Origin of the sequence: Bacillus cereus group sp. BceL062, from assembly GCF_051780025.1 — a bacterium.
GTDB lineage: Bacteria > Bacillota > Bacilli > Bacillales > Bacillaceae_G > Bacillus_A > Bacillus_A toyonensis.
This window is the reverse complement of the sequence record NZ_JBPWGY010000014.1, coordinates 73,231-98,795: the sequence shown is the minus strand read 5'-3', so window position 1 is coordinate 98,795 and position 25,565 is coordinate 73,231. Positions and strand designations below refer to the sequence as shown.

The window sequence follows — 25,565 nt, the reverse complement described above, 5'->3', positions numbered from 1 at the left end:
GAAAATTCTAAAAATAGTTTCTTTCTTCTGAAATATTAGGAAACTTATTTCAATTGTTTTACAATGAAACTAGTGAATACGAAAGGGGAAAGAAAATTGGAGCAAAAATTATATTACATCGACGCTTATACGAAAGACTTTACTACGAAAATTATAAAGCAAGATTATGATAAAGAAGATAACTTATATGTTGTTTTAAATGAAACGGCATTTTACCCAACAGGCGGTGGACAACCATATGATACTGGCACACTAAATGGTACCTTAGTCACTAATGTTGAAGAAGTAAATGGAGAAATCCGCCACTTCATTGCAGAACAATTAGAAACAGCAGAAGTAGAAGGTAAAATTAATTGGGAGCGCCGTTTTGATCATATGCAGCAACATGCAGCTCAGCACATTTTATCTGCTGCTTTTTGGGATCATTTTAACATACCCACTATCGGATTCCACCTTGGAAAAGAAACGGTGACAATTGATTTAGAAACAGAAAATCTTCCTGCAGAAACGATTGAAAAAGCAGTGCAAATTGCCAACAATATTGTTTTTGAAAACCACCCAATCCGTATTCAGTGGATGAACTTAGAGGAAGCGAAAACGTTACCTCTTCGTAAAGAACCGACTTTAACCGAAAATATACGCGTTGTTATTATCGAAAACTTTGATTATAACGGCTGTGGTGGAACTCATCCGAGACGTACAGGTGAAGTAGGTCTTATTCAAGTACTTAATTGGGAGCGCAATAAAGGTGGTATTCGATTAACGTTTATCGCTGGCTGGCGCACACTGAAATTAATGGGACAACAGCAACAAATTATGAAAGATGTTTCTAAACAATTAAATAGTAGCGAAACTGATATCCCAGCAAAAGTAGCACAACTTCTTATCTCTCAAAAAGAAAACGAAAAAGCGATACAGACAATGAATGAAAAATTATTATTTGCAGAGGCAAATGAACTATTACAACAGCCTGCAGAAATACATGCTGGATTCCTTATTTCTAAAGTATTTACAAATCGTTCTATGCAAGAAGTTGCCAAACTATCTGCTATCATTACAGAACAACAAGAGCATGCAATTACATATTTCATCATTGAAAATGATGACAAACTACAATGCATCCTCGCTTGTGGAAAAACAGTAACGCTCGATATGAATGCTCTTTTAAAAGATGCACTTCCTGCAATTGAAGGAAAAGGTGGCGGAAATAAAAAGAGCGCTCGCGGTGGTGGGAAAGCGATTATGAGCGGAGATGAGTTTTTACATCAGCTTATTTCTTCTTTACAATCTGCAGTGTAAAACATTTCTTAAGGAGATGTCGTCTAGCGAAATTTCAAACTAGGGACATCTCCTTATTTTTTGCTTCATACATAGTAATACGGTAAATGAAATTTCAGGAACGACATTTTGACTTTATCAATCATTACTTACCATATATCGACGATTCGATAAGAAATATCGATTTACCTAAAAAAGCAATATTCAAAGTAGTTTATATTTACAAGCCAATATTTTGTTTTAAACCTTGGTAACTTCCTGCATTCAGAAATTTTTCAGATGCAAGTTTAGTAAATTTCTCAGAGAAACCATAACTACTTAATTCTTCTATTCGCACCATTTGTACATCCTGAATTGGATTATGATCAAACTCGTTAGAAGGTAAAGTGATTTCACCTTCAATCCTTTCAAGCAAAAATGTAATATGTAATAAAGACGGGAGGGCATCTGGTTTATCACAAACATACAATAAATTCTTAACCTTAACATCTAATCCCGTTTCTTCTTTCATTTCTCGAATCATCGCTTCTTCTAACGTTTCACCATTCTCTACCCTTCCCCCAGGTAAAGACCAATCCCGATTAGCAACTTTTTGCTTTACTAGCAATACCTTTTCATCTTCAATTAAAATTCCAGTAACACGAACTTGCATTACATTTTCCATATACAATCTCCTCTTCCTATTACATTTACAAATTAATCCTTCCATCAAAAGAACGTACGTTTTATAATTAAAGAAAATTATGGAAGAAAGAAGTTGTTACATTCATGCGTCCACCTTTAACAAAATCTATATCACTTGAAGATTTCAAAAGCTATTATTGGTTAAAAGCAGAACTGCAAGCATTTTGTCGTGAGCATGATTTACCAGCTAGTGGCTCTAAAATCGAAATAAGCGGTCGTATCTCACATTATTTAACTACAGGTAAAGTATTAAAAAACAGTTCTCATCAAAAGGTGAGTAAAGCTTCCCTATCCAATAAAGATCTTTCCCTGCAAACGATTATCACTGAAAATCATCGATGTAGCGAAGATGTACGTGCTTTTTTTAAAGAAAAAATTGGAGAAAACTTCCGCTTTACAGTAGCTCTTCAAAAGTTTTTTAAAGAAAATATCGGAAAAACATATGAAGACGCTATAACGTTTTGGTATGAGGAAAACGAACGTAAAAAAGACCCTACGTATAAAACAACTATTGGTACACAGTTTGAATACAATCGTTTTACTCGCGATTTTTTTGAAGATCCAAATAACAAAGGAAAATCAAAAGCTGACGTTATCGCTGCTTGGAACGAAATAAAAGTAAAACCTGGTAGCAATGCTTATATTCCTCAAAAAGTAGAAAACTAGTTATCTTGCTAGTCTTCTACTTTCTCAAATAATAGAGCAAGTCCTATTCCGCCCCCAATTCCTAATGTCGCCATTCCATATTTCATAGAATCTCTTTTTGCCTGATAAAACAAACGTGTCACAAGCATAGCGCCAGATGCACCGTACGGATGCCCGAGCGCAATTGCACCACCATTCACATTGAGCTTCTCATATGGAATTTGTAATTCTTTTGCACAAGCAACAATTTTCGAAGCGAACGCTTCATTCATCTCAATACAATCAATATCTTCTATTGCTAAATTCATTTCTCTAAGTAGTTTTTGCACGGCAAATATCGGACCAGTTCCCGGAAGGTTTGGATCCACTCCAACTACAGCACTGCGAACGAAACGAAGAACTGGCTTATATCCTAATTTTCGAGCTTGCCCCTCTTCCATTACAAGTACAGCACACGCCCCATCATTTACACCACACGAATTCCCTGCCGTCACCGTTCCATTTTGTAAAAATGCAGGTTTTGTTCTCTTAATCATTCTTTCATACTGCATTTCTCGCTTTATTACTTCATCTAGTAATCCATTAAGTAACAATACTTCATCTTGTATATATCCATTTTCTAATGCTTGTAGCGTCCGCTTATAACTTAAGCAAGCGTACTCATCTTGCATTTCTTTCGTTATGTTATAACGCTCTGCAACAAATTCAGCCGCTACTCCCATATCAGGATCACCAATTGTTTCAGGTGAAAATCGCGCTCTATTTTGAAAAGGTGACGTACTTGTACTCTCTACTCCCCCGGCGATATAGCACTTACCTGCCCCACCTTGAATGAGATGACACGCGGTACGAATCGCTTCTAAACCAGCACCACATTGCCGATCAATCGTTACACCAGGAATATGATAACTAAGTCCTGCTTCTAAAACAGATAATCTTGCAATATTCCCCCCTGGTCCAACAACATTCCCTAATATAACATCGTCTATTTCCCTCTCAATTCCTTTACCTAGAAATGAAAGAAGTGGTGCTACTAATTGCTGAACTTCATAGTCTTTCAATATCCCATTCTTCTTACCAATGGGCGTTCTTTTCGCCTCTACAATAACTGCTCTATTCATGTATCTTCTCCTGATTTCTAACTATACTTTCGGCTGCAATGCGGGCTACTTTCCCGCTATTTGTATAAGGTATTTCATCTACAAAATACCATTCTTTCGGTATTTTAAAAGAGGATAATCTTTGTAAGCAAAAGCTCTTTAATTGTTGCTTCGTAGCACTTCCTTTTACGATAGCGACAGGCTTTTCACCCCAATAACTATCTTTTACACTAACAACAACAATTTCTTCAACAGCTTGATGCGTATATAACACACTTTCTATCTCTTCTGGATAAATATTAATTCCACCAAATAGAATCATATTTTTCTCTCTACCAACTATATATATAAACCCTTCCTCATCTTTATAGCCTACATCATGTACTGTCATCCAGCCCTCTTCAGTTAGCTCTGGAACTAAAACACCATCTAATATGTATCCCATAAAAAACTGATCACTTTTCACATAAACTGTTCCTATCTCACCTAGCTGTACTTCTTCTCCTGCTTCATTACATATTCGAACTTGCACATTATGACAGGGTTTCCCTACTGAATTTGGCTTTTTTTCACTCTCATCATCGACTAATGCTGTTACAAAACTTAGTTCCGATGCACCGTAAAATTCGTATTTTTTTGCATAAGGAAATATACTCTTTATTTTTTCTTTCGCTTCAGCTTCCCATTTTGCTCCTGACGAAATAATTTTCATCTTATTTTCTATTATTCTATTTTCTTTATATAAAGACTCCAGCATTGTTGGTACTGTATACATGACCGAAATATTTTCAGTCTCTAACTTATCCAACACTTGATCTGGAATAAACTTTCTCATAACGTGCACCGTTTGTCCTTCATATAATGCACTTATTGCACCGTATAAGAAAAGAGAGTGAACGAGCGTTCCAGCTATTAAAATAGAATCCTCCTTTCTCATATGAAAGTCATGTACATTACAATCAAAACTATGAACCCACGATTGTTGTGCACGCAAAAATGCTTTTGCTTTTCCAGTCGATCCTGATGTAAATCCCATATAAAAAGGGGCATTTTGTACATTTTCTCCAGGATAATCTGTAGGAAGGTAGTTCTCTATTCTTTGTTTCCATTCATCAATTGCAAGTACTCTTCCTTCTTCATCTGAAATATCATTTAACTTATACCGTTCCGTCACAACCATATCCGGATTACTAATTGCTAGTCTTTCTTTTAGCTCATCCTTTTTCCATTTCACATCTAATGGTACACAAACCCACCCAGCCATAGCAGCACCCGCAAATAGTTGTAAAAACTCCATACGATTTTCTAATACAATTGCTATTGTTTTATTCTTCGATTCTGTTACGCGCAACCAGTTTGCTACTTTACAAACTGATTCAAACCACTCTTTATATGTTAAAGCTCTATCATTTTCCTTTATCGCTATTTTATTCGGTTGTAAAGAGGCATGCTTTTTATATTCTTTTATAATCCCCATTTGAGACGTCCTTTCTTTACAAAATAACAAAAAGAAACACGTAATGAACGTGTTTCTTCTCTTTATCATCCCGCATTTGTATATTTTCCATTCTTTAAAGCGGGCGTAATAATGTGTTTCAATGAACGATGTAATTTTGTCACGAGAATTGCTGCAATAATTGCTTTTATGCAATCCCCTGGTAAAAACACAGCACTCACTTTCATTGTCTCCCATACAGAAACATCCATTAAGAAAGCTTGTACAGTAATGCCAAATACGTAAACTACGAAAATACCACCAATTATATTAATACATAATACTTTTATAATAGAAACTTCACGTAAACGCTCAATTAAATATCCAATTACAAACGCTCCAACGATATAACCAAGTAAATATCCTGCACTTGGTCCAACAAATACACCTGGACCCCCACGTCCACCCGCAAGTAATGGTGCTCCAACTCCAACTATAAGTAAGAAAACGAGCTGACTTAATGCCCCAAGACGTGATCCTAACAGGCCACCTGCAAGCATAACACCAAGTGATTGTAATGTAATCGGAACTGGTGTGATAGAAAGAGCAATTGGAGGTATTAACCCTAACACTCCCATAATAGAACTAAATAAAGCGACGAAAACTAAATTTTTTGTATTCATATTTGCTTCTCCTATTTGTAAACTTAAAATCGTTTTTAGATAACATATTATAGGAGTTATATTATCTTCCTATTTTTCTTTTGTCAACCATAAATTAATATAAGTTTACAAATGACAATTCTGTTATTTCTCTTTATGCAAATGCTCAAGTTCTTTTCGAAGTGCCTGTTTTAAAAACTTTCCAACAGATGTTTTCGGTATTTCTTCCATAAATACAATATCATCTGGTAACCACCACTTCGCAAACTGCGGTTTTAAAAACTCATATATTTCTTCTTTTGTAACCGTACTATTTTTCTTTTGAACAACGCAGGCAACTGGGCGTTCTTGCCACTGCGGATGAGGAATTGCAACGACAGCCGCTTCAAATATAGCATCATGTGCCATTAAAGCATTTTCAAGATCGACTGAAGAAATCCACTCGCCCCCGCTTTTAATAACATCCTTCGTACGATCAACAATTTTCACGCAGCCTTCCTCATCAACTGTAACGACATCGCCAGTATATAACCAACCGTCACGGAATCCTTCGACAGTACGATCATCGTTATAATAGCTTTCAGCGATCCAAGGTGCTCGTAAACATAATTCTCCCATCTCCGTACCATCCCACTTCACTTCACCATTTGTACCGACTACTTTCATCTCTACACCAGGTACAAGATATCCTTGTTTGGAGCGGATTTCTAATTGCTCTTCATATGATAATTCTGTTTCATAACTTTTTAAACGTGCAAGCGTTACGAGTGGACTCGTTTCAGTCATACCATATGCATGTACGAAAGGAACATTATATTTTTGCTCAAATGCTTTAATAACGCTTTTCGGTGCAGCTGCACCACCGCATAATATTCTCGTTATACTAGATAAATCGTAACTATTATTTTCTAACTCTTGTAATACACCGAGCCAAATTGTCGGCACACCTGCTGCTATCGTTACTTTTTCAGCTTGAATCATTTCTAATAAAATTTTTGGCGTAAACATCGGTCCTGGAAGAACTTGTTTTGTTCCAAACCAAGTAGCAGCGAAAGGAAGTCCCCAAGCGTTCACATGGAACATCGGTACAATTGCCATCGCCGCATCACTTTCCGATAAAGCAGCTGTATCCGCTAAACCAAGTGCCATACAATGCAATACAGTACTACGATGCGTATATACAACACCTTTTGGGTTTCCTGTAGTCGCTGACGTATAACACATACCAGCAGGTGTATTTTCATCAATATCTTTTACAAATTGGAAATTTGGATCGCCTTCTTCTAATAACTTTTCATAATGATATACAGGTTCTAGCGTAGTATTTGGAAGTTCATCTTTATCAGTCATAATAATGTAGGCTTGTACAGTTGATAATTGTGATTGAATATTTTCAACGAGTGGTACGAGATCTTCATCTATAAGTAGAATGCGATCTTCTGCGTGCTGAATAATGTATGAAATATGTTGAGGAGATAAACGAATATTAATTGTGTGTAAAACGGAAGCAATACCTGGAATAGCAAAATACGCCTCCACATGTCGATGATGATTCCACGCTAACGTTCCTATACGCTCGCCTTCTTTTATTCCTAATTTTTTTAGCGCACTTGAAAGTCTTCTCGTCCTTTCCCCTAACTGCTTATACGTTAACGTTGTAACTGTATCATGTGTCCGTGAAACAATTTCTTTCTTCGAAAACAGTTTCTCTGCTCTTTCCATCATAGAACTAATTGTTAGCGGTACATTCATCATCATATTGTTTACAGCCTCCCTTTAAAGCGTTTTCATTTTCGTATATTATAACAGACTTCTACAAATAATTACGATATTTTTCTGTATTTTCTGAATTATTTCTTTGGAAATAATTCAGAACAATAAAAAACATGTTTTGAATACAATGATCCAAAACATGTTTTTCTCTTGCTTATAAACTATCTACCTTTTTTCTTACTTTCTTTTTGAGTTTAAAGATAAAACGATTACTATATTCTTTATTTTCTACTAAAATTCGATACGTCTCTAACACGCCTAACACACGAACAAAAAGATAAACTCCAATAGCAATAAGTACAACACAGTACGGATAATACTGCACTAATTCTCCTGAAGTGATATGTTTTTTCTCAAATAAAAATGGTATCGCTCCTGCTGCAATAAAACAAAATCCAACGATCACTACTGCTGCATACTTCTTCTTAATAGTCGCATATCTTTTTGTCAATTCTTTTAGAAAGTTTTGATCAAACAGTAATTCTTCCTTTTTTAATACATTGTATCGACTCTCTTCTAGTGTTACAGGTACCATCATTGCTCCAATTCCAAGGACCGCAATGATAATGACAAGGAAAGTAGACATTGTTGCATTTTCTTTAAATAATAAATACGGTATTGTAGATAAAATAAGCAAGCTAAATCCTAATGCGATATATTTAGAAATTTTTTGTCCATACACTACATACCCTTCCGCCATTTCCTTACTTACATAATAACCATCTTCCTTTTCATTACTTTGCTCAGCAGTTTCTTTTAATAAGTAATCAAGAGAGACTTCAAATACATTTCCAATCATTATTAACTTTTCAGTTTCAGGAAAACCTTGACCGTTTTCCCATTTACTAACTGCTTGCCTTGTCGTGTTTAGTTTCTCAGCTAACGCTTCTTGAGAAAGGCCCTTTTCCTTTCTTAATTTAAAAAGCTTTTCACCAAATCCCATATGTGTGTCCCCCTTTATTTTCTTAACTAAATTGTATGTAAACATTGTCTTTATCTCTATCTTCCTGCGGTTGCACTTTGTCAACTTACGGTTGCGATCATGTTATATAGAGGTTTTCTATACGATTTAGCTAGTTTTCTTCTATAATTGTGATATTAAGAAACACAATACCTCTCAATAACCAATCATAACAATTAAAGGTAATTATTGTATAAAAAAATAAAAACCCCCTTATTAAATTAAAGGAGTTTTCAATTTAAAATATTTCATTGATTCATATATCTTTCCCTAGATATACAATATCTTTTCGTATCACGATACTTACCTTTAATGAACAAATCCTTTTGAATTGTACATTCGTATTCCATATTCAAACGTTTCATTAATTTTTCAGATGCTTCATTTTCTGAATTACATCCTGCTTCAATACTATTAAGACGTAACTCATTAAAACCATAGCTAAAAAAAGCTGACGCCGCCTCAGTAGCTAATCCTCTACCCCCATATTTTCGTGATAAAGCGTATGCAATTTCCGCTTTATGTTCAATTACATCATATTTTATAAATCCACAAGTCCCTATGAGTTTTTGTTCCTCTCTTAATACAATTCCAAGGGGAGCTACTTTTTCTTCTTCATATTGACTCACAATTTCTTCTATATATTTTTGTGTGTCATGTAACGATTGATGAGCATCCCATACAGTATACGTTGACATTTCTTTATCTGAGGCATACTCATATATATGTAAAATATCACTCATATTAATTCCCCGTAATATAAGATGTTTCGTATACAACGCTGGATATGACCACCTCTCAACAATCATAACGGCTTCTGCTTAAACTTTTCATAATTCCGTACCTTCAATGCAAGGATATTCCCGCAATCTGTACAAATATAAGCATCTACTGGTGAAGATGTGAACATCGTTTCCTTTTTCCGTATTTGTGCATAACCGATAAACTCACCTTCTCCTATGTTTTGAGAACCGCAATTAGGGCATGTCTGCACGTCTTTCTGTTTCATGAGAGCACCACCTTTAATCTGTTTCCACTTTCCTTCGACAGTTCACTTCCATTTCCCTTCCAAAAAACCTCTTATACTCTTACATTTCAACAGGAATCTCAGAATAAAAATCGTATATGTACTATGAACTATATTAATTGACGGAGGAATCTTATGAGTATGATTATGACATTCAATGCAGCACAAGAAATTGAAAACGCAGAAATAGATATGCTCTCTTCTAGATTAGCGCTACTACAAGCAATAAGCGGAAATCCAATGCAAATACAAATGAAAAATTTCGGGAGTGCCACTGCCTTTTCATCAAAAGTAATTACTGGTCCTGCTTTTAATACAGTAAAAGGCATTACATATACAAATACAGATGCGATAGATGAAATCATCGCTTATTATGAATCACTACAAATCCCTTGCCGTTTTGAAATTACACCAGCGCAAGGTACAGCTAAACTATTTCAATACTTATCTAAAAAAGGTTTTTATCAATCTAGCTTCCATACCGCTTTATATAGTATACCGAAAGAAGATCCATCCCTTATTCCTTCTAACATTTCAGTGCGCCAACTAAAAGAAAATGAATTTGATATTTTTGCAGACATATATGTACGCGGATTTAATATGCCACCCTTTACAAAGGATGGTGTACGTCAAAATAACGAAATTCTTCACAATGAACCAGGCTGGTATTTTTTCATAGCAGAAGTTCAAAATATTCCTGCGGGCATTGGTGTCCTATATATAAATAAGGGAATTGCATCATTAGCTGCTTCTGCTACTTTGCCAGAATTTCAGCGTATAGGCTGTCACACTACATTAATTCAAAAACGAATTGAGGCAGCTATTAAATCCAATTGTAATTTAATAGTTGGACAAGCAAGGTTCGGTAGTAGTAGTCAAAATAATATGGAACGCGCTCATTTGAAAATCGCTTATACAAAATCAATATGGACTGCAAAAGACATGTAATTAACATTCTTTCTCTTTCCATTACAATTTTATACATTGTTTGACAATTCCTTTTCTATCCTATTAATCATTTGAATATTAAAACTAATTTTGTTACGCTATTACTAGATACATCATTCAACTTGCAATATGAAAAGAGAATTCTAATCAAACTACAAGGAGGAGAAATGTATGACAAAGCATGATCATGGTTTAAAAGAAAAAGTAGAAGGTGCCATTGATAAGGTAAAAGGTGAAGTAAAAGAAGTTGTCGGAAAAGTAACGGATAACAAAAAATTACAAGTCGAAGGAAAATGGGATAAAATAAAAGGCAATGCAAAAAGCACTGTCGGTAATGTAAAAGAAAAAGCAAACGAATATAAAGAATATAAAGAAGACAAATAAAAAAAGAGCCATTCGGCTCTTTTTTATTTCCCTTCATTCTTCTCTAACACATACAAATCTTCTTCAATATTCGTTAATTTCTCACTTACAAGCTTTCTTGCATCTCCAATTGCTTGATTGTATGCAAATGGTCCAACTAATTTAATCATTTCTTCTATTAAACGCTCTGCTTGAAAACGTCCAATTTCATCTAAATCCTCTTCCATGAAAAATTGCTGAATTTGTGCTACAAGCTCTTCTTTTTTATCATTTGGTATTTTTATATTCATCATCGTTGTTACTCCTCTATATTTAAGATACTATTTTTCTTAACTCTACCATAGAAAAACGATTTCCAGGACAACTTTTTGTTACTCCTACTAGCTCCCTATGACCTAGTATATTTTCCTTCTTTATAGCAAACTGTTTCATAAACATTTTACATAAAGAATATAATGCATTCATTTGTGTAGTAGTTGGATCATACTTATCAAAATTACCCGTCATACATATTCCAATTGTATCTCGATTATTGTCTTTCGCATGTGCCCCAATATGTAACCCTCTTCCTTCAATTACCGTTCCGTCCTCTTCAATAAAATAATTGTAACCAATCCCGCTCCACCCTCTTACAGTTTGATGAAATTCATGTGTTTTATACACATCCCATCCATCTTCTGACGTATGGTGAATAATAAGTTTATTTACTTTCCCTAAAGGAACTAACTCATCTTGAAATATTAAATTTACACATTTAATTTCCATATGAACTTCCTCCTCTTAAAAATCGATCATAATACTTGTCTTATCATCTGGCCTTATTCTCTTTTCCCCTTCTAACTCTTCAATGATTGCTACGTATTCGTTTATACTATTCTTTCTTATATATGCAACAGTTTGTTCGAGTGACCAATCTGGATGAAATAACCCATCTGAACAAATAAAAATCCCACTCACTTCATCTATATGTAATTCACCGTGTTGTAAATAATGGATGGCTTCTTTCATTCCGTTTGCAACGGAATACCCGCCCTCCATATTTGCAAGATAACGATTGTATTTTAACTGTTCTCGAACATCTTGAAAAACATGTTCTTCTGGCACAAATAAACCTTTTTTACGATCTTCTTCTCTCTTCTTTTTAGCTCGTTTACTAATTCCTTTAACTGTGTCTTTCGTTACTACTTGCATCGTTCCATTTTGAAGAATTGCAACGATCATACAGTCCCCTAACTGCGCATATTCAATTTTCTCACCATTTATTTGAACTACTGCAATACATGTACACCACAAATGCTCTTTTTTTCTCGTATCAACCTTATATTCTAGCATCTTGTTCTGCAATAACTCATTTGCTCTTGCAACCGCGACTTGTAAACTAAGATTTTCACATAATGAAGTAAAATGACTTGCAAATAAATGTGAAGCGATGTATGCTCCATTATGTTCCTTTTCGTCACGAAACGGCACGAGCGGTGTTGCACCATCACATACACCATAAATATTTTTGTCTTCATTACAAAAATAAGAATCCTCACACTCTTGCTTCAACGGGCTTTTTTGTTGATAAGTCGTTATCCTCATTTCTGTATCCCCTTTCAAATTACAAAACAATCAAATTGTTTCGATTAATCTAATTTTCCAAAATAAACTGTTTTTACCCAAAACTTTCAATATCATATATAATCTTGAAATAATATGAATTTTTTAGTGAAGGACGGGAAAAAGATGATCAGATTTCTCGGTGTTATTATTGGTTCTTTTATTATTGCGATTGCCTTTAATCTTTTCCTTATCCCCCACAAAATTTTAAGTAGTGGAATTGGCGGAATTGCTATTATTTTAGGGATTGTAACTCCTGTAAACACAGGTATTATTAACTTCGTATTAAACTTACCTATCCTTATTTTAGGATACATAGGTCTTGGAAAAAAAGTAATTTTTAACACAGTTATCTCTGTAATTGTATTATCTGTTGCATTATACTACGTTCCAGTAAAAATCGTAGCAACAGATCCACTTTTATCATCTATCTTCGGAGGTGTTATTGCCGGAGCTGGTATTGGTCTTGTTTTTAATTGTAATGGATCCACTGGTGGATTTGATATTATCGGTATGTTGTTATCTCGTAAGCGTGACATTAAACTTGGTGGATTCCTTATTGTTTTAAATGCAGTCGTTGTAGTAATTGCAGGATTCTTCTTCACTTGGGATGTTGCACTTACAAGTTTACTTTCAATTTATGTAACTGGTAAAGTAATTGATGCTGTTCATACGAAACATCGTAAAGTTACACTTATGATTGTAACAAATGAAGCGGAAAAAATGAAAAAACAGCTTCTTTCAACTGTTGTACGTGGTATTACATTACTTGATGGAGAAGGTGCTTATTCAAGCGAGAAAAAACGTGTACTTATGACAGTCGTTTCTCGTGAAGAATTAGCAAGTATGAAACTAACAATTTCTGAAATTGATCCGCATGCGTTCGTTAATATTACAGAAACTGTAGAAGTATTAGGGCTTTTCAGAAGAGGTTAAAGACTAGGTGGGAAGCCACCTAGTCTTTATTTTGCATAAATTCAATTCGATTTCCAAATGGATCAGACACATAAAATCTAATCACATCTGGCCGGGCATGATCATCAATCACTTCAATCCCTTGTTCTATAAGCATTTGCTTAAATTCATTAATTTGAGTCACATAAAAAGCTGGATGTGCCTTTTTAGCTGGTGTAAAATTCTGTTCCACACCAATATGGATTTCTTGATTCCCACACTTAAACCAACATCCACCTCGTTTTTTTAACTCTTCTGGCTTTGGAATTTCTTCCATACCAATTTTTTTACCATAGAATGCACGTGCCTCTTCTTCACACCCTACAGGTGCAGCTACTTGTACATGATCGATTCCTTGAATATAACTTTTCATTTTCTCTCCCCCTCTTCTATTCTAATATTATAAAGAAAACACACCCCTGTAACTTACAAAAACTTTATAAAACAATATAAGCTTCCCTTATTACCACCTTATATTCCTTTTGCAAAAAATAAAGAAAACAAATTTTTTTCTATAACTTCCATTTTTTATAGAAATACACATTACATCTATATTATAGTTATTATTAGACAAATCTTTTAGATGCTAGTTGTACGGAGGAAATATTATGAGTCGTAAAAAATATTCATCAACTCTAAGAAAACGTCATCCGAACATTTCTGGACGTTTGCGAAACCATATACAAGATCGTTCTTTAGCAGAAATGTACGCATCTCTGTTCGAACATAATCCTGATAGTATTATTTCATTGAATTTAGAGGGAATTATTCTACATATCAATCCTTCTGCAGAAAGAATACTAGGCTACACTTCTTTAGAATTAGAACGGAAAAACATTATCTCTATTTTAGAAGCTCATATTTCTGAGCAAGTATTACAGTATATAAAGAATACCGAAGCAGACAATCAGCAAGAGTATATCCTATCTATTTATCATAAAGAGGGCTATTTATTAGACGTCGTAACAAAACTAGTTCCTATTTTTGTCCAACATCGTCTAACAGGTGTCTATGCGATTATGAAACCTCTTGAAAAATCAGAAAGAATCGAAAAAATGTTACAAGAAAGCGAGAAGAGATTACGTACATTAATGAATGCAATGCCTGCGTTTGTTATATTTAAAGATCATGAAGGTCGCTGGCTTGAAGCAAATGACTATGCACTTTCCTGCTTTAATTTCCATCATGTACCTTATCACGGGAAAAAGGACAGTGAACTCATTCAATATAATGCAGCGTACCGAGAAGCTTTTTTACATTGTGAAGAAGTAGATGAACTAGCATGGCAACAAAGACAAATTCTTCACGGAGAGGAATTTATTATACATAGAGATGACTTCGACCTCATCTTAAGTATATCAAAAGTCCCTCTTTATCATCCTGACGGTTCCCGTAAAGGCCTTATCGTGATGGGAAGGGATGTTACCGAGCTAAAAGAGACTGAAAAATTATTACGGAAATCAGAAAAGCTCGCCGTAGTTGGACAACTAACAGCTGGAATTGCCCATGAAATTCGAAATCCACTCACTTCTCTAAAAGGTTTTTTAACATTGCTACTTCCTGAAATAAATGAGGAGAATAAATGGTATGTAGATGTTATGCTAAGTGAAATATCACAAATGGAATCCATTACGAGTCAATTTATGGCGATGTCTAAACCTCAAGTTTTATCCGTCCAAACTTACAACATACAAACTTTAATTGAAGAGGTAGTCACATTTCTTTTACCGACTGCCATCATGCATAGCGTCCATATTATTATGGATCATTTTAACCATAAACATGACATTCAATGCGACGGTAATCAATTAAAGCAAGTTTTTATTAACATATTAAAAAACGCAATAGAAGCGATGCCAAATGGCGGTAATATTTTCATTCAAATCAAATCGTTAGACAATAATTTCATCGTAATTCGTATAATTGACGAAGGCTGTGGCATTCCAGAAGATCGTATATCACGTTTAGGTGAACCGTTTTATAGTTTAAAAGAAAAAGGTACCGGCCTAGGACTCATGATGTGTTACAAAATAATTGAAGAGCACCATGGTAAATTACACATTTCAAGTGAACTAAACAAAGGTACCATCGTTGATATTCAATTACCACTTTCTTCATCCCATCTTGCAATCCAGTCTTAAATAAAAAAGAAGCATTTGCTAACGATTAGCAAATGCTTCTTTTTTATTTCCTTCTATAATACTGTATTGTCATACCATTCTTTTGCTTTTTCTACTTCACCCATTGTTAATTGATGCCCTCTATTTTCCCAATGCATTGTTACATTAGCGTTTGCATTTTCTAATAACGTCTTCAATTCTTCTGACTCAGAAGGCGCACAAATTGGATCATTTGTCCCAGCTGCGATAAATACCGCTGTTTCTGCTAAATTAGGCAATTGGATTCCTCTTCTAGGCACCATTGGATGATGAAGAACAGCAGCTTTTAACGCATCTTCATAATGGAATAATAAGCTCGCTGCAATGTTCGCTCCATTTGAATAACCGATAGCTATAATGTTATTTCTATCAAATTCATATGTTTTCGCCGCTTCGTTTAAAAATTCATTTAACTCCTTCGTACGGAAAATTAAATCTTCTTTATCAAAAATACCTTCTGCTAATCTACGGAAGAAACGTGGCATCCCATTCTCTAATACATTTCCACGAACACTTAATACCGAAGCCCCCGGATCAATTATTTCTGCAAGTGGTAATAAATCTAGTTCATTACCGCCCGTACCATGAAGTAATAACAACACTGGTTTTGAAGTATCTTTTCCTTTTTGAAAAACATGTTTCATCATAATCCTTTTCCCCTTTCAATCACTTTAATCTAAATTTCTCACTTCAAATGGTAAAAGTGTTTGTTCAATCTGTTTTCTATTTGGTTCATATCGCTCCGGTAACTTTAATTCCTCACCCATCGTCTCTAACGATTCGTCATGAGCAAAACCAGGAGGATCTGTTGCAATTTCAAATAAAATTTCCCCGTGTTCTCTAAAATAAATTGCATTAAAATAATTTCGATCTTGTACAGGAGTTACACCGTACCCAAAGCGAGATACATGTTCTCTCCAATCTAGTTGATCAGCATCGTCGCTCGCTCTCCAAGCAATATGATGAACTGTACCAACGCCCATCTGACCGCGTCCAATTGTTGATAATTTTAAATCAATAATATTTCCAATATCAGCAGAAGAACGGAATCGGACAAATTCACCCTCTTCTCCAATTTTCTCAAGACCCATAACGTGTTCTAACAATTCAGCTGTTTTTTGAGGTTGTGCAGATAAAAGAACAGCACCGCCAAATCCTTTAATTGCTACTTCTGGCGTAACTTCTCCAAAAGTCCAATTATTTAATTCGCCTTCTTCTCTTTCGACTAATTCTATATGCAAACCATGTGGATCATCAAATTCTAAATATTGCTCCCCAAATCGAGTTATCTTTGTATATGAAACATCAAACTTTTCTAGTCTATTTTCCCAAAACTCCATTGCACCTTTTGGTACGACATATGAAGTAATGCCTACTTGACCGTCTCCAATAATTCCTTGGCGAGCACCTGCCCATGGGAAAAACGTAATAATTGTTCCAGGTTTTCCTCCTTCATTACCAAAATAAAGATGGTACGTACCTGGATCATCAAAATTCACTGTTTGTTTCACTAAACGTAATCCTAATACACCAGCATAAAAGTCTACATTTTCTTGTGGATGCCCTACAATTGCTGTAATATGATGAATCCCCATCGTTTTCTTTTCCATTTCTGCCACCCCTTTTTTATTTCATTATAAAAATTTATTTTACATTCAAATTCATTATTCATTTTGTCCATACTGCAAAGTAAAATCCGCTATTATAATTTTATCTCGAATTCGAGATAAACACTTTAAAATTACACATTAACATTCGATCCACCAGAATTATCTCGAATTCGAGATAATTCACAAAAAAATATTTGTTCGATTTATAATCATAATAAGTCTTTATTTAGAATACGATTTATCTCGAACTCAAGATTTATTATAAGTTACTTATTTTTCATTGTCAATCAGTTCCTTATTTAAATTATTGTTCTCTTGATTAACTTTATTATCGAATAAAAAAGTCATACAAATGTATGACTTTTAACACATATATTTTATCTCCTATTTACTATAGGGAACAATTCTGACAGCGGTACAATTCCTCCTCTTTCATCCTTAAATATAATATGCTCCCTCGTTAAATGGCGCGGGCTTTTCACCCCCGCTGCTGCCGCTAATGAAAACAGACTATATCTCATACTAATAATGTAATTCATCACTCGCCATTTCTTCTCATACGGATCTAACGCTTTTTGGTAGTGCGGATTCGTCGTTGCAACCCCAGATGGACACTGTCCGGAATTACATTGAAGCGCCATAATACAGCCGCTCGCCATCATAAATCCGCGGGCTGAATTTACAGCATCCGCTCCAATTGCTAATGCAATTGCCACCTTATCCGGTGTTATTAACTTCCCAGAAGCAAACACTTTGAATTTATCACGGACACTATAATGATTCGCTGTATCAATAAATGTAAGTAATGCTGGAATAAGCGGCAGTCCCATACTATCTGCCATCGATTTATACGTTGCCCCTGATCCGCCTTCTGAACCGTCTATTGTAATAAAATCTGGGTAAATGTTTAATTCTTTCATTGTTTTTATTAAATCTTCCAAAGGCTCCTGCTGACCAATTACAATTTTCATCCCGACTGGTTTACCACCACTTTCTTGCAACTGCTGAATAAAAGAAAGTGTATCCACTGCATTATTTAAAAATGAAAATCGATTCGGCGAATTAATTGTCTCTCCTTCTCGTACATTCCTAACAGAGGCAATTTTCTCATTTACTTTTTGTCCCTCTAGATGACCACCACGTATTTTCGCACCTTGCCCAAATTTTAATTCGAATGCCTTGATATTATTTTCTTTCGCTTTCTCCATAAATTTCTCCATTGAAAAATTGCCATTCTCATCACGGTATCCAAATAATCCAGGGCCAATTTGTGCAACGATATTCGCACCTGTATGTAAATGTTCTGGAATTACGCCACCTTCTCCAGTATTAATCCACGATCCGCCTGCCATTTTCGCACCAAAACCGCTCGCTAAAATATAATTCTCTCCAATCGCACCGTAAGATGTCGCTGATGCTCCAAACATTCCATGTAATTCCCATTGGTATTTGCGATTTTCACCGACTATAATTGCATCGTCATCTTCATATAACCAAAGATTTGTTGTATCCGCTGTCAATTTCTCTCTTCTTGAAAATAACCCTTCTTTATGAATCACATATTTTTTCCCCTCACGTTCTTGCCTAAGATTCACACTTAATTCATCTGTTAAAATTGGAAACAATGTATTCGCAATATAATAGCCCGATGCACCAAAATCTCGTTTCGATCCAAAACCAAGTATTTCAGAACGATATTTCGCTAAAAACATAACACTTTGAAAATCGTAACGTGAAAAAGGTTTTCCATCCGTATCATGATCAAACCAATATTGCCGAAATTCCGGCCCTATTTTTTCAAGTAAATAGCGCATTCTCCCTAAGTATGGATGAAGTTTTAATATTGAGTGATGCGTTCTTTTTTTTATAAAAAATGTAATAATAAAAAATACGATTAAAAGCAACATCAAAAAAAGCAATATACTAATAATAACGAGTAGCGTTTCACTCATCCCGCTTCCCCCTATGAAATTCCATAATAAAAGGAGAACACTTTATATGTTCTCCTTTTATCTTTATTCACACTAATGTAGCAAGATGCTCTTTCGCGTCATATTCAACTAAACTTTCAGCATGTTTAATTCGATGAACAAAATCTGGATTAGCGATTAATGGTCTTCCGAATGCCGCTACATCAATCGTTCCTTCTTGCAACGCTTCTTCAGCCTCTTTCGGATTTAAATTACCAACCCCAACAATCGTGCCATCCCAATATTTTCTTACTAATTGATGGAAATTTTTGCCGCCAGCAATCACTTGCGTATAATTCATCGTTGAAGGGTGAATCATCGTTAATCCAACTTCTTTGAACATATTTACAAACGTTTCAATTGCAAGTTCTGGATTTTCCCACATATAAGTAGGATTATCACCTTTGAAAGCAGAGAAGCGCAGAAGTGTTCTATCAGCTCCAACTGCTTCTATTATAGCCTCAGTTACTTCTTTCATAAATGTTAACCTTTGCTTTAAATCGCCGCCATATTTATCTGTTCGCTTATTCGCAAATTCATAAGTAAATTGATCTATTAAATATCCGTGCGCACCGTGAATCTCTACACCATCGAATCCTGCTTCAATCGCATTTTTCGCTGCTTGTGCGTATTGACCAATAACCTCTTTTATTTCTTCTATTGTCATTGCTTCTGGTGTATCAAACGGTTTACGGAAACGCGGAACATTTCCCTCTGCAGCGATTGCTGACGGTGCTTGTGGTAATTGACCACCAATTATTTCGTGATGACTCATACGTCCAACATGCCATATTTGAGCAATAATAGTCCCGCCTTCTTTATGTACTGCTTCCGTAACAGGTTTCCAAGAATCTATTTGTGCTTGTGTATACATACCTGGTACCCCTGGGTTCCCTTTTGCTCTTGGGCTAATGACAATTCCTTCGGTAATAATTAACCCGATACCATCAGCAGCACGCTTGCGATAATACTCAACTACGTCAGCACCAACTACACCCGTTTCACTGTCTGCAAAGCATCTCGTCATCGGTGCCATCGCTATGCGATTACGAAGAGACCAAGACCCAATTTGTATCGGATTAAATAACTTCGTTTCTTCAACGTTTTCAAAAGTTCCACCAGCGTTTATATTCGTTCCTTCATAAATACTTGCCGTTTTATTATTTGAACTTGTCATTTTTCTTCCCCCTAAAAAATTCTTACTATAATTGCATCATACTTACTTTTAAATAGTAGCGTCAATTTATACGACTTTACCATAAAACATTCGAATATCAAAAAAATAGAATACTCTAAATAAAATTAAAAAAGTTTCCTTAGTAGGAAACCTTTTTAGTTGACCATATATGGCTGTCAATTCGTCTATCTCTTTAGCATAAAGAATCCCTTATCAATAGAAGTGAAAATGGTTCCGTATTCTTCTAAAAATAATAACTTATATACCTAAAACAATGAAAGCCCTACCTCTCTTTCATCCTTACGGCTCCTCGTCCGTGCCAGTGTGAATCAGGATTGCAAAAATCAAGTAACTATTTTATCGAAGTATTGAATTAAACTTCGAACATTCGTAAAAGAAATTTAAAATAAAAATGGATTTGATTGTAGTAATAACAAAAGAGGTTAATGCTTTAAAAGTGGTTTGAAAGAGTTGAATGTCTTTGAAATGATTAATTGCCTATAATTATGTTCCCAAAAAATTCAAGACCTTTTTTGGGATGCAATACATTATTTGTAATGAACCTTAACAAAAGCTTTTTATTTGATTTTCTGTGATACCTTCAATTAATCCAAGTTCACTAATCAAAAATTCATGTGCGTTATCTAACATTTTCTTTTCGCTTGCATTAAGTGCTTTTTCTTTTTGTATACGCATTAAATCACGCACAACTTCAGCACCTTCTTGCATTTTACCCGTTTTTATTTTATCAGTGTTCACTTTATACCTTTGTTTCCACGTAAGTAATCTATCTGATTCCCCATGCTGAAAAATATCTATTATGTGTATTAATGCCGTGATATCCGTAACTGGTCGTATATTTGAATTCAATATTTTCCCTTCAGGAATCATTATTTCCATATTATTAGCCGACATTTTTATAACATAATATTGTTGTTTTTTTCCTGCGATTTCTTTCTCTTCTATGGCTTTAATTATACCTGCTCCCTGCATTGGATACACAATGTTATCGCCAATTTGAAACAAATAATCCACCTCCATATATGGTAACCTTCTCAAGCTTAACATATATTCATTTTTTTAGCAAAATTTATATTTTATCATAAAATTATTTCCTGTGTCAATTCATTCAAAACAATTTAATTAATCCACAAAATAACACTACAAAACCGCAATTCCTCCAACTTTTTCATAAGCACCCATTTTAATTTTACAAACCTCTTACAATACAAAAACACATTACTACAATATAAGTAGTAATGTGTTTTTATAAGACATAGCTAAAGATTCACTTTTAATTTCCAACCTATATACTAACTTGCTTACGAATCGTTTCTCGCGCTAAAAGAAAACTCATAATTACTTGCGCAGCTACTCTGCTCGTCATATCCCTGAAATCAAGAGTTGGATCAATTTCTACTATATCCATCCCTTGCACGAGGGGTTCTTTGCCAATAAATTCAATCGCATCAAGTAAAGTTGAGCTATCCATTCCTCCAGGGCCAATTGCTGGACAACCTGGCGCGAATGCTTGATCTAGTACATCCATATCAAGAGAAATGTAAATAGAAGTCACACCTTGTTTTCTTAATACTTCAATGCTTTCTGTCATAATATCTTTTATTTCTCGCTCTCGTACATCTTTCATTGTATACACTGTCACACCGTGCTCTTTTGCATATTCATGGTACGCACGTGCATTAGAAAAATTACGAATTCCAATTTGAACGAGTTGTTTTCCTGTAATGACACCATTTTCTAGTAAACTACGGAACGGTGTACCATTTGATGGACCACCATCATCTAAATTACGCAAATCATGATGAGCATCAAATTGAATAATACCGATCTTTCCTTTACTATTTGCAAATCCTGTTATACTCGGAAAACTAATCGAATGGTCCCCGCCAAGAACGATTGGTATCATGTTTGGATTTACTTTCGTTAGATGCCCAACCGTTTTCGCAATTCGGTCATGACTTTCTTTTATATTTGTCACATGCATCGTAATATCACCGCAATCATATAAAACACTTTCTTTCATATCGTGTTCTTCTGTAATTGCATACGTGCTATATGCATCTAACATCGCACGAATTGTTTTTGGAGCAAAACTTGCTCCTGAATGACTAATAGATGGTTTAGAAAGAGGTGCTCCAATTAAGGCAGCACCGAATATTTCCACGCCTTCCTCCCAATCTTTAATCATCTCACTCCATTTCGTCACTTCACGATCAATAAACTTTGCATTTTTCTTTAAATAGTGGCCGTGCTCCACGATCGTTCACCTCTTGTATATGCGATATTACCATTCTTCCATACTGTATTCACATGACTTACGCCGTAATGATACGGTACGTAAGCAAAATTGTAAGCATCCCATAAAACTAAATCTGCCTTGCGACCAACTCTAATTTTCCCAGCTACATCACCTCGATTAATAGCATACGAAGAGTTAACTGTTACCGCGTTCCAAACTTCTTCTGGTGTCATTTTCAGTTTGAGCATTGCGATGCTCATAATAAGCTGAATGTTTTCAGTTGGACAGCTGCCTGGGTTAAAGTCTGTAGCTAACGCAACTGCAACACCTTCATCAATCATTTTACGACCGCGAGCAAAGCTTTCTTTATTTAAATAGAAAGTTGTTCCTGGTAATAGCGTTGCTACTGTATTAGAGTTTGCAAGCATTTCAATTCCTTTATCAGAAGCGCCAACTAAATGGTCCGCTGATGCTGCACCAATTTCAGCTGCTGCTTCCGCACCACCAAGAGGGTCGATTTCATCTGCATGAATTTTCACGTCAAAGCCAAGTTCTTTCGCTTTTAATAAAAACTCTTTTGATTCTTCTACAGAGAACACACCTGTTTCGCAGAAAATATCAACGAATTCCGCTAATTGCTTCTCTTTCATTTCTGGCAGTAGGTCTAGCATCCATTTTAAAAATTCTTTTGATCTTCCTTTATACTCTTTCGGAACTGCATGGGCACCTAAAAATGTTGAAACTAAATCGATTGGGTGCTCTTTTTGTAATTGTGCAGTTGCCTCTAATTGTTTCCATTCCGTCTCATCATCTAATCCGTAACCACTCTTCGCTTCTACAGTTGTCACACCGAAAGATAGCATACGGTCTAAATGAAATTTCGCTTTTTGAACAAGTTCTTCTTTCGATGCTTGTTTCGTTGCGTTTACAGTCGAAAGAATGCCTCCACCTTGGTCTAAAATTTCTAAGTACGGAACTCCTTGTAATTTTAGCGCGATTTCATTTTCACGAGATCCACCAAATACAAGATGAGTATGCGGGTCAACAAGACCAGGAGAAACCATTTTACCGCCGCAATCAATAACTTCTTTCGCTTGTATTCCTTTTGCTTCTTCCGCTGTTCCAACGAAAGTGATTACGCCATTTTCAATTCCAACCACACCGTTTTCAATAACAGGAAGCGTGTTCATCGCTTCCCGTCTTAACAAGCCATCTTCTTGATCCATTGTTAGTAATTGACCGATATTTATTAGTAAAGTGTCCAGCATGTTTTCTCCTCCTTATTTCATCATTGGAATGTTAACGCCTTTTTCTTTCGCTGTTTCAACAGCTAAGTCATATCCAGCATCTACGTGACGAACAACACCCATTCCAGGGTCAGAAGTTAATACGCGCTCAATACGTTTTGCTGCCGCTTCTGTTCCATCTGCAACGATAACCATTCCAGCGTGAAGTGAATACCCCATGCCAACGCCACCACCGTGGTGAACAGATACCCAGCTTGCACCGTTTACACTATTAATTAATGCATTTAAAATTGGCCAATCTGCTACTGCATCACTACCGTCTTTCATAGATTCCGTTTCACGGTTTGGAGATGCTACTGATCCGCAATCTAAATGGTCACGGCCGATAACGATCGGTGCTGATAATTCACCATTCGCCACCATTTCATTAATAATTCGGCCAAACTTCGCACGCTCACCGTAACCTAACCAACAAATACGCGATGGAAGTCCTTGGAACTCAACTTGTTGACGTGCCATACGAATCCAGTTACATAAATGTTCATTATCAGCGAACTCACGTAAAATTACTTCGTCTGTTTTATAAATATCTTCTGGATCACCAGAAAGTGCTACCCAGCGGAATGGTCCCTTTCCTTCACAGAATAATGGACGAATAAATGCTGGAACGAATCCTGGGAAATCGAAAGCATTCTTCAAACCTTCATCAAAAGCAACTTGGCGAATGTTATTTCCATAATCAAATGTAATTGCGCCTTTTTCTTGCATCGCAAGCATTGCTTCCACATGTTTTGTCATGCTTTCTTTTGATAATTGTACGTAACGTTCTGGATCTTCTTCACGAAGTTTTGCTGCTTCTTCTAATGTGTAGCCTACTGGAATATAACCGTTTAATGGATCATGAGCAGATGTTTGATCCGTAACTAAATCTGGCGTAATATTACGCTTCACTAGTTCTGGTAAAATCTCCGCTGCATTTCCTAATAAGCCAATTGAAATTGGTTCTTTCTTCTCTTTATACTCGTTCGCAACAGTTAATGCTTCTTCTAATGATTCTGTATACATGTCACAATATCTCTTTTCAATACGACGATCGATGCTGCGCTTATCAACATCAATAGCAATTACAACACCGCCGTTCATCGTTACAGCAAGAGGTTGTGCACCACCCATACCACCTAAGCCGGCAGTAAGTGTTAATGTACCTTTTAATGAACCACCGAAATGTTGACGAGCCGCTTCACCAAACGTTTCATATGTTCCTTGTAAAATACCTTGTGTCCCAATGTAAATCCAGCTACCTGCTGTCATTTGTCCGTACATCATAAGACCTTTTTTCTCTAGTTCACGGAAGTGATCCCAGTTCGCCCATTTTGGTACTAAGTTTGAGTTCGCTAACAGAACGCGAGGTGCATCTTCATGTGATTTGAAGATTGCTACTGGTTTCCCTGATTGAACAAGTAACGTTTCATCGCTTTCTAACGTTTTTAATGAATCTACAATCGCCTGATAGCTTTCCCAGTTACGAGCCGCACGGCCAATTCCGCCATATACAACTAATTCTTCTGGCTTTTCAGCAACTTCAGGATCTAAATTGTTCATTAACATACGAAGTGCAGCTTCTTGAACCCACCCTTTCGTTTGTAACTCCGTACCTCTTGGCGCGCGAATTGTTTGTTTTACTTTTTCCATTTCAATCTCTCCCTTTTC

At 35.7% G+C, this 25,565-nt stretch carries 26 protein-coding genes; 6 read left to right on the top strand and 20 right to left on the bottom strand.

What is annotated here, in order from left to right; genetic code table 11:
* The first annotated feature begins 96 nt into the window (after nt 1–96).
* Nucleotides 97–1,299: an alanyl-tRNA editing protein gene (locus tag ACS2MN_RS26080; protein WP_180232206.1), complete on the top strand. Its 1,203-nt coding sequence runs from the start codon at nt 97–99 to the stop codon at nt 1,297–1,299.
* A gap of 199 nt (nt 1,300–1,498) precedes the next feature.
* Here the strand turns inward: ACS2MN_RS26080 and ACS2MN_RS26075 are convergent, their stop codons facing one another.
* Entirely contained in the window at nt 1,499–1,942 is a 444-nt protein-coding gene (locus ACS2MN_RS26075; protein WP_087950604.1) for an NUDIX domain-containing protein, read from the bottom strand.
* Between the two features lie 104 nt (nt 1,943–2,046).
* On the opposite strand from ACS2MN_RS26075, the gene ACS2MN_RS26070 reads away from it, so the two are divergent.
* On the top strand, nt 2,047–2,628 hold the full coding sequence (locus ACS2MN_RS26070; protein ID WP_001247731.1) for a DUF6434 domain-containing protein: 582 nt from the start codon (nt 2,047–2,049) through the stop codon (nt 2,626–2,628).
* Between the two features lie 8 nt (nt 2,629–2,636).
* Here ACS2MN_RS26070 and ACS2MN_RS26065 read toward each other — a convergent pair whose 3' ends face one another.
* From ACS2MN_RS26065 to ACS2MN_RS26035, 7 genes are all read right to left on the bottom strand, one after another.
* Entirely contained in the window at nt 2,637–3,728 is a 1,092-nt protein-coding gene (locus tag ACS2MN_RS26065) for an acetyl-CoA C-acyltransferase (RefSeq protein WP_001077969.1), read from the bottom strand.
* Nucleotides 3,721–5,184 carry an acyl-CoA synthetase gene (locus tag ACS2MN_RS26060; RefSeq protein ID WP_087950607.1) on the bottom strand — a complete coding sequence of 488 codons (1,464 nt, stop codon included), beginning with the start codon at nt 5,182–5,184 and terminating at the stop codon, nt 3,721–3,723. The genes ACS2MN_RS26065 and ACS2MN_RS26060 overlap by 8 nt, the downstream gene beginning before the upstream one ends.
* A gap of 65 nt (nt 5,185–5,249) precedes the next feature.
* Complete coding sequence (locus ACS2MN_RS26055; RefSeq protein WP_001093347.1) at nt 5,250–5,825, bottom strand: biotin transporter BioY; 576 nt, start codon at nt 5,823–5,825, stop codon at nt 5,250–5,252.
* 123 nt (nt 5,826–5,948) lie between these two features.
* Nucleotides 5,949–7,562 carry a long-chain fatty acid--CoA ligase gene (locus ACS2MN_RS26050; protein WP_000980193.1) on the bottom strand — a complete coding sequence of 538 codons (1,614 nt, stop codon included), beginning with the start codon at nt 7,560–7,562 and terminating at the stop codon, nt 5,949–5,951.
* 169 nt (nt 7,563–7,731) lie between these two features.
* Nucleotides 7,732–8,520, bottom strand: a complete 789-nt coding sequence (locus ACS2MN_RS26045) for a helix-turn-helix domain-containing protein (protein ID WP_000505603.1) — start codon at nt 8,518–8,520, stop codon at nt 7,732–7,734.
* 266 nt (nt 8,521–8,786) lie between these two features.
* Nucleotides 8,787–9,347: a GNAT family N-acetyltransferase gene (locus ACS2MN_RS26040; protein WP_043322181.1), complete on the bottom strand. Its 561-nt coding sequence runs from the start codon at nt 9,345–9,347 to the stop codon at nt 8,787–8,789.
* Complete coding sequence (locus ACS2MN_RS26035) at nt 9,344–9,547, bottom strand: hypothetical protein (RefSeq protein ID WP_088055902.1); 204 nt, start codon at nt 9,545–9,547, stop codon at nt 9,344–9,346. The genes ACS2MN_RS26040 and ACS2MN_RS26035 overlap by 4 nt, the downstream gene beginning before the upstream one ends.
* 153 nt (nt 9,548–9,700) lie before the next feature.
* On the opposite strand from ACS2MN_RS26035, the gene ACS2MN_RS26030 reads away from it, so the two are divergent.
* Nucleotides 9,701–10,513 carry a GNAT family N-acetyltransferase gene (locus ACS2MN_RS26030; RefSeq protein ID WP_098805212.1) on the top strand — a complete coding sequence of 271 codons (813 nt, stop codon included), beginning with the start codon at nt 9,701–9,703 and terminating at the stop codon, nt 10,511–10,513.
* A 171-nt stretch (nt 10,514–10,684) separates the two neighbouring features.
* On the top strand, nt 10,685–10,897 hold the full coding sequence (locus tag ACS2MN_RS26025; RefSeq protein ID WP_000160418.1) for a CsbD family protein: 213 nt from the start codon (nt 10,685–10,687) through the stop codon (nt 10,895–10,897).
* A 23-nt stretch (nt 10,898–10,920) separates the two neighbouring features.
* Here the strand turns inward: ACS2MN_RS26025 and ACS2MN_RS26020 are convergent, their stop codons facing one another.
* Genes ACS2MN_RS26020 through ACS2MN_RS26010 form a run of 3 tightly spaced genes read right to left on the bottom strand, consistent with a single transcriptional unit; the run spans nt 10,921 to nt 12,460 of the window.
* Nucleotides 10,921–11,169, bottom strand: a complete 249-nt coding sequence (locus ACS2MN_RS26020; RefSeq protein ID WP_000981064.1) for a DUF2164 domain-containing protein — start codon at nt 11,167–11,169, stop codon at nt 10,921–10,923.
* Between the two features lie 19 nt (nt 11,170–11,188).
* A complete protein-coding gene (locus tag ACS2MN_RS26015) occupies nt 11,189–11,641 on the bottom strand; it encodes a peptidoglycan recognition protein family protein (RefSeq protein ID WP_000402961.1) in 453 nt (150 codons plus the stop codon).
* A 15-nt stretch (nt 11,642–11,656) separates the two neighbouring features.
* A complete protein-coding gene (locus ACS2MN_RS26010; RefSeq protein ID WP_001223367.1) occupies nt 11,657–12,460 on the bottom strand; it encodes a protein phosphatase 2C domain-containing protein in 804 nt (267 codons plus the stop codon).
* A gap of 144 nt (nt 12,461–12,604) precedes the next feature.
* Here ACS2MN_RS26010 and ACS2MN_RS26005 point away from each other — a divergent pair, with 144 nt between their 5' ends.
* On the top strand, nt 12,605–13,414 hold the full coding sequence (locus ACS2MN_RS26005) for a YitT family protein (protein ID WP_000617799.1): 810 nt from the start codon (nt 12,605–12,607) through the stop codon (nt 13,412–13,414).
* Between the two features lie 19 nt (nt 13,415–13,433).
* Here the strand turns inward: ACS2MN_RS26005 and ACS2MN_RS26000 are convergent, their stop codons facing one another.
* Nucleotides 13,434–13,805: a VOC family protein gene (locus ACS2MN_RS26000; RefSeq protein ID WP_000844356.1), complete on the bottom strand. Its 372-nt coding sequence runs from the start codon at nt 13,803–13,805 to the stop codon at nt 13,434–13,436.
* A gap of 235 nt (nt 13,806–14,040) precedes the next feature.
* Here ACS2MN_RS26000 and ACS2MN_RS25995 point away from each other — a divergent pair, with 235 nt between their 5' ends.
* A complete protein-coding gene (locus ACS2MN_RS25995; protein ID WP_000087664.1) occupies nt 14,041–15,573 on the top strand; it encodes a BA3702 family sensor histidine kinase in 1,533 nt (510 codons plus the stop codon).
* Between the two features lie 53 nt (nt 15,574–15,626).
* Here ACS2MN_RS25995 and ACS2MN_RS25990 read toward each other — a convergent pair whose 3' ends face one another.
* The 8 genes from ACS2MN_RS25990 to hutU form a co-directional block, all read right to left on the bottom strand.
* The gene (locus tag ACS2MN_RS25990; RefSeq protein ID WP_438894797.1) at nt 15,627–16,238 is read right to left on the bottom strand and encodes an alpha/beta hydrolase; all 612 of its coding nucleotides are present in this window, start codon (nt 16,236–16,238) and stop codon (nt 15,627–15,629) included.
* Nucleotides 16,239–16,262: 24 nt separating this feature from the next.
* On the bottom strand, nt 16,263–17,201 hold the full coding sequence (locus tag ACS2MN_RS25985; RefSeq protein ID WP_098805214.1) for a ring-cleaving dioxygenase: 939 nt from the start codon (nt 17,199–17,201) through the stop codon (nt 16,263–16,265).
* Between the two features lie 377 nt (nt 17,202–17,578).
* Entirely contained in the window at nt 17,579–19,153 is a 1,575-nt protein-coding gene (locus ACS2MN_RS25980; RefSeq protein ID WP_000005175.1) for an FMN-binding glutamate synthase family protein, read from the bottom strand.
* 67 nt (nt 19,154–19,220) lie between these two features.
* Complete coding sequence (locus ACS2MN_RS25975) at nt 19,221–20,348, bottom strand: alkene reductase (RefSeq protein WP_000204423.1); 1,128 nt, start codon at nt 20,346–20,348, stop codon at nt 19,221–19,223.
* Nucleotides 20,349–20,912: 564 nt separating this feature from the next.
* Entirely contained in the window at nt 20,913–21,374 is a 462-nt protein-coding gene (locus ACS2MN_RS25970) for a CarD family transcriptional regulator (RefSeq protein WP_000486323.1), read from the bottom strand.
* Nucleotides 21,375–21,654: 280 nt separating this feature from the next.
* Nucleotides 21,655–22,626 (bottom strand): formimidoylglutamase, encoded by a 972-nt coding sequence (gene hutG / locus ACS2MN_RS25965; protein ID WP_000399847.1) that lies wholly within the window; start codon nt 22,624–22,626, stop codon nt 21,655–21,657.
* Nucleotides 22,605–23,876, bottom strand: a complete 1,272-nt coding sequence (hutI, locus tag ACS2MN_RS25960; RefSeq protein WP_098805215.1) for an imidazolonepropionase — start codon at nt 23,874–23,876, stop codon at nt 22,605–22,607. Before hutI ends, hutG begins: the two co-directional genes overlap by 22 nt.
* 12 nt (nt 23,877–23,888) lie before the next feature.
* A complete protein-coding gene (gene hutU / locus ACS2MN_RS25955; RefSeq protein WP_000416716.1) occupies nt 23,889–25,547 on the bottom strand; it encodes a urocanate hydratase in 1,659 nt (552 codons plus the stop codon).
* Nucleotides 25,548–25,565: the final 18 nt, after the last annotated feature.

Coding starts and splice junctions, on each gene's coding strand:
- ACS2MN_RS26075 (WP_087950604.1), bottom strand. CDS start 1,942: ATGGAAAATGTAATGCAAGTTCGTGTTACTGGAATTTTAATTGAAGAT.
- ACS2MN_RS26070 (WP_001247731.1), top strand. CDS start 2,047: ATGCGTCCACCTTTAACAAAATCTATATCACTTGAAGATTTCAAAAGC.
- ACS2MN_RS26065 (WP_001077969.1), bottom strand. CDS start 3,728: ATGAATAGAGCAGTTATTGTAGAGGCGAAAAGAACGCCCATTGGTAAG.
- ACS2MN_RS26060 (WP_087950607.1), bottom strand. CDS start 5,184: ATGGGGATTATAAAAGAATATAAAAAGCATGCCTCTTTACAACCGAAT.
- ACS2MN_RS26055 (WP_001093347.1), bottom strand. CDS start 5,825: ATGAATACAAAAAATTTAGTTTTCGTCGCTTTATTTAGTTCTATTATG.
- ACS2MN_RS26050 (WP_000980193.1), bottom strand. CDS start 7,562: ATGATGATGAATGTACCGCTAACAATTAGTTCTATGATGGAAAGAGCA.
- ACS2MN_RS26045 (WP_000505603.1), bottom strand. CDS start 8,520: ATGGGATTTGGTGAAAAGCTTTTTAAATTAAGAAAGGAAAAGGGCCTT.
- ACS2MN_RS26040 (WP_043322181.1), bottom strand. CDS start 9,347: ATGATTGTTGAGAGGTGGTCATATCCAGCGTTGTATACGAAACATCTT.
- ACS2MN_RS26035 (WP_088055902.1), bottom strand. CDS start 9,547: ATGAAACAGAAAGACGTGCAGACATGCCCTAATTGCGGTTCTCAAAAC.
- ACS2MN_RS26030 (WP_098805212.1), top strand. CDS start 9,701: ATGAGTATGATTATGACATTCAATGCAGCACAAGAAATTGAAAACGCA.
- ACS2MN_RS26025 (WP_000160418.1), top strand. CDS start 10,685: ATGACAAAGCATGATCATGGTTTAAAAGAAAAAGTAGAAGGTGCCATT.
- ACS2MN_RS26020 (WP_000981064.1), bottom strand. CDS start 11,169: ATGATGAATATAAAAATACCAAATGATAAAAAAGAAGAGCTTGTAGCA.
- ACS2MN_RS26015 (WP_000402961.1), bottom strand. CDS start 11,641: ATGGAAATTAAATGTGTAAATTTAATATTTCAAGATGAGTTAGTTCCT.
- ACS2MN_RS26010 (WP_001223367.1), bottom strand. CDS start 12,460: ATGAGGATAACGACTTATCAACAAAAAAGCCCGTTGAAGCAAGAGTGT.
- ACS2MN_RS26005 (WP_000617799.1), top strand. CDS start 12,605: ATGATCAGATTTCTCGGTGTTATTATTGGTTCTTTTATTATTGCGATT.
- ACS2MN_RS26000 (WP_000844356.1), bottom strand. CDS start 13,805: ATGAAAAGTTATATTCAAGGAATCGATCATGTACAAGTAGCTGCACCT.
- ACS2MN_RS25995 (WP_000087664.1), top strand. CDS start 14,041: ATGAGTCGTAAAAAATATTCATCAACTCTAAGAAAACGTCATCCGAAC.
- ACS2MN_RS25990 (WP_438894797.1), bottom strand. CDS start 16,238: ATGATGAAACATGTTTTTCAAAAAGGAAAAGATACTTCAAAACCAGTG.
- ACS2MN_RS25985 (WP_098805214.1), bottom strand. CDS start 17,201: ATGGAAAAGAAAACGATGGGGATTCATCATATTACAGCAATTGTAGGG.
- ACS2MN_RS25980 (WP_000005175.1), bottom strand. CDS start 19,153: ATGAGTGAAACGCTACTCGTTATTATTAGTATATTGCTTTTTTTGATG.
- ACS2MN_RS25975 (WP_000204423.1), bottom strand. CDS start 20,348: ATGACAAGTTCAAATAATAAAACGGCAAGTATTTATGAAGGAACGAAT.
- hutI (WP_098805215.1), bottom strand. CDS start 23,876: ATGCTGGACACTTTACTAATAAATATCGGTCAATTACTAACAATGGAT.
- hutU (WP_000416716.1), bottom strand. CDS start 25,547: ATGGAAAAAGTAAAACAAACAATTCGCGCGCCAAGAGGTACGGAGTTA.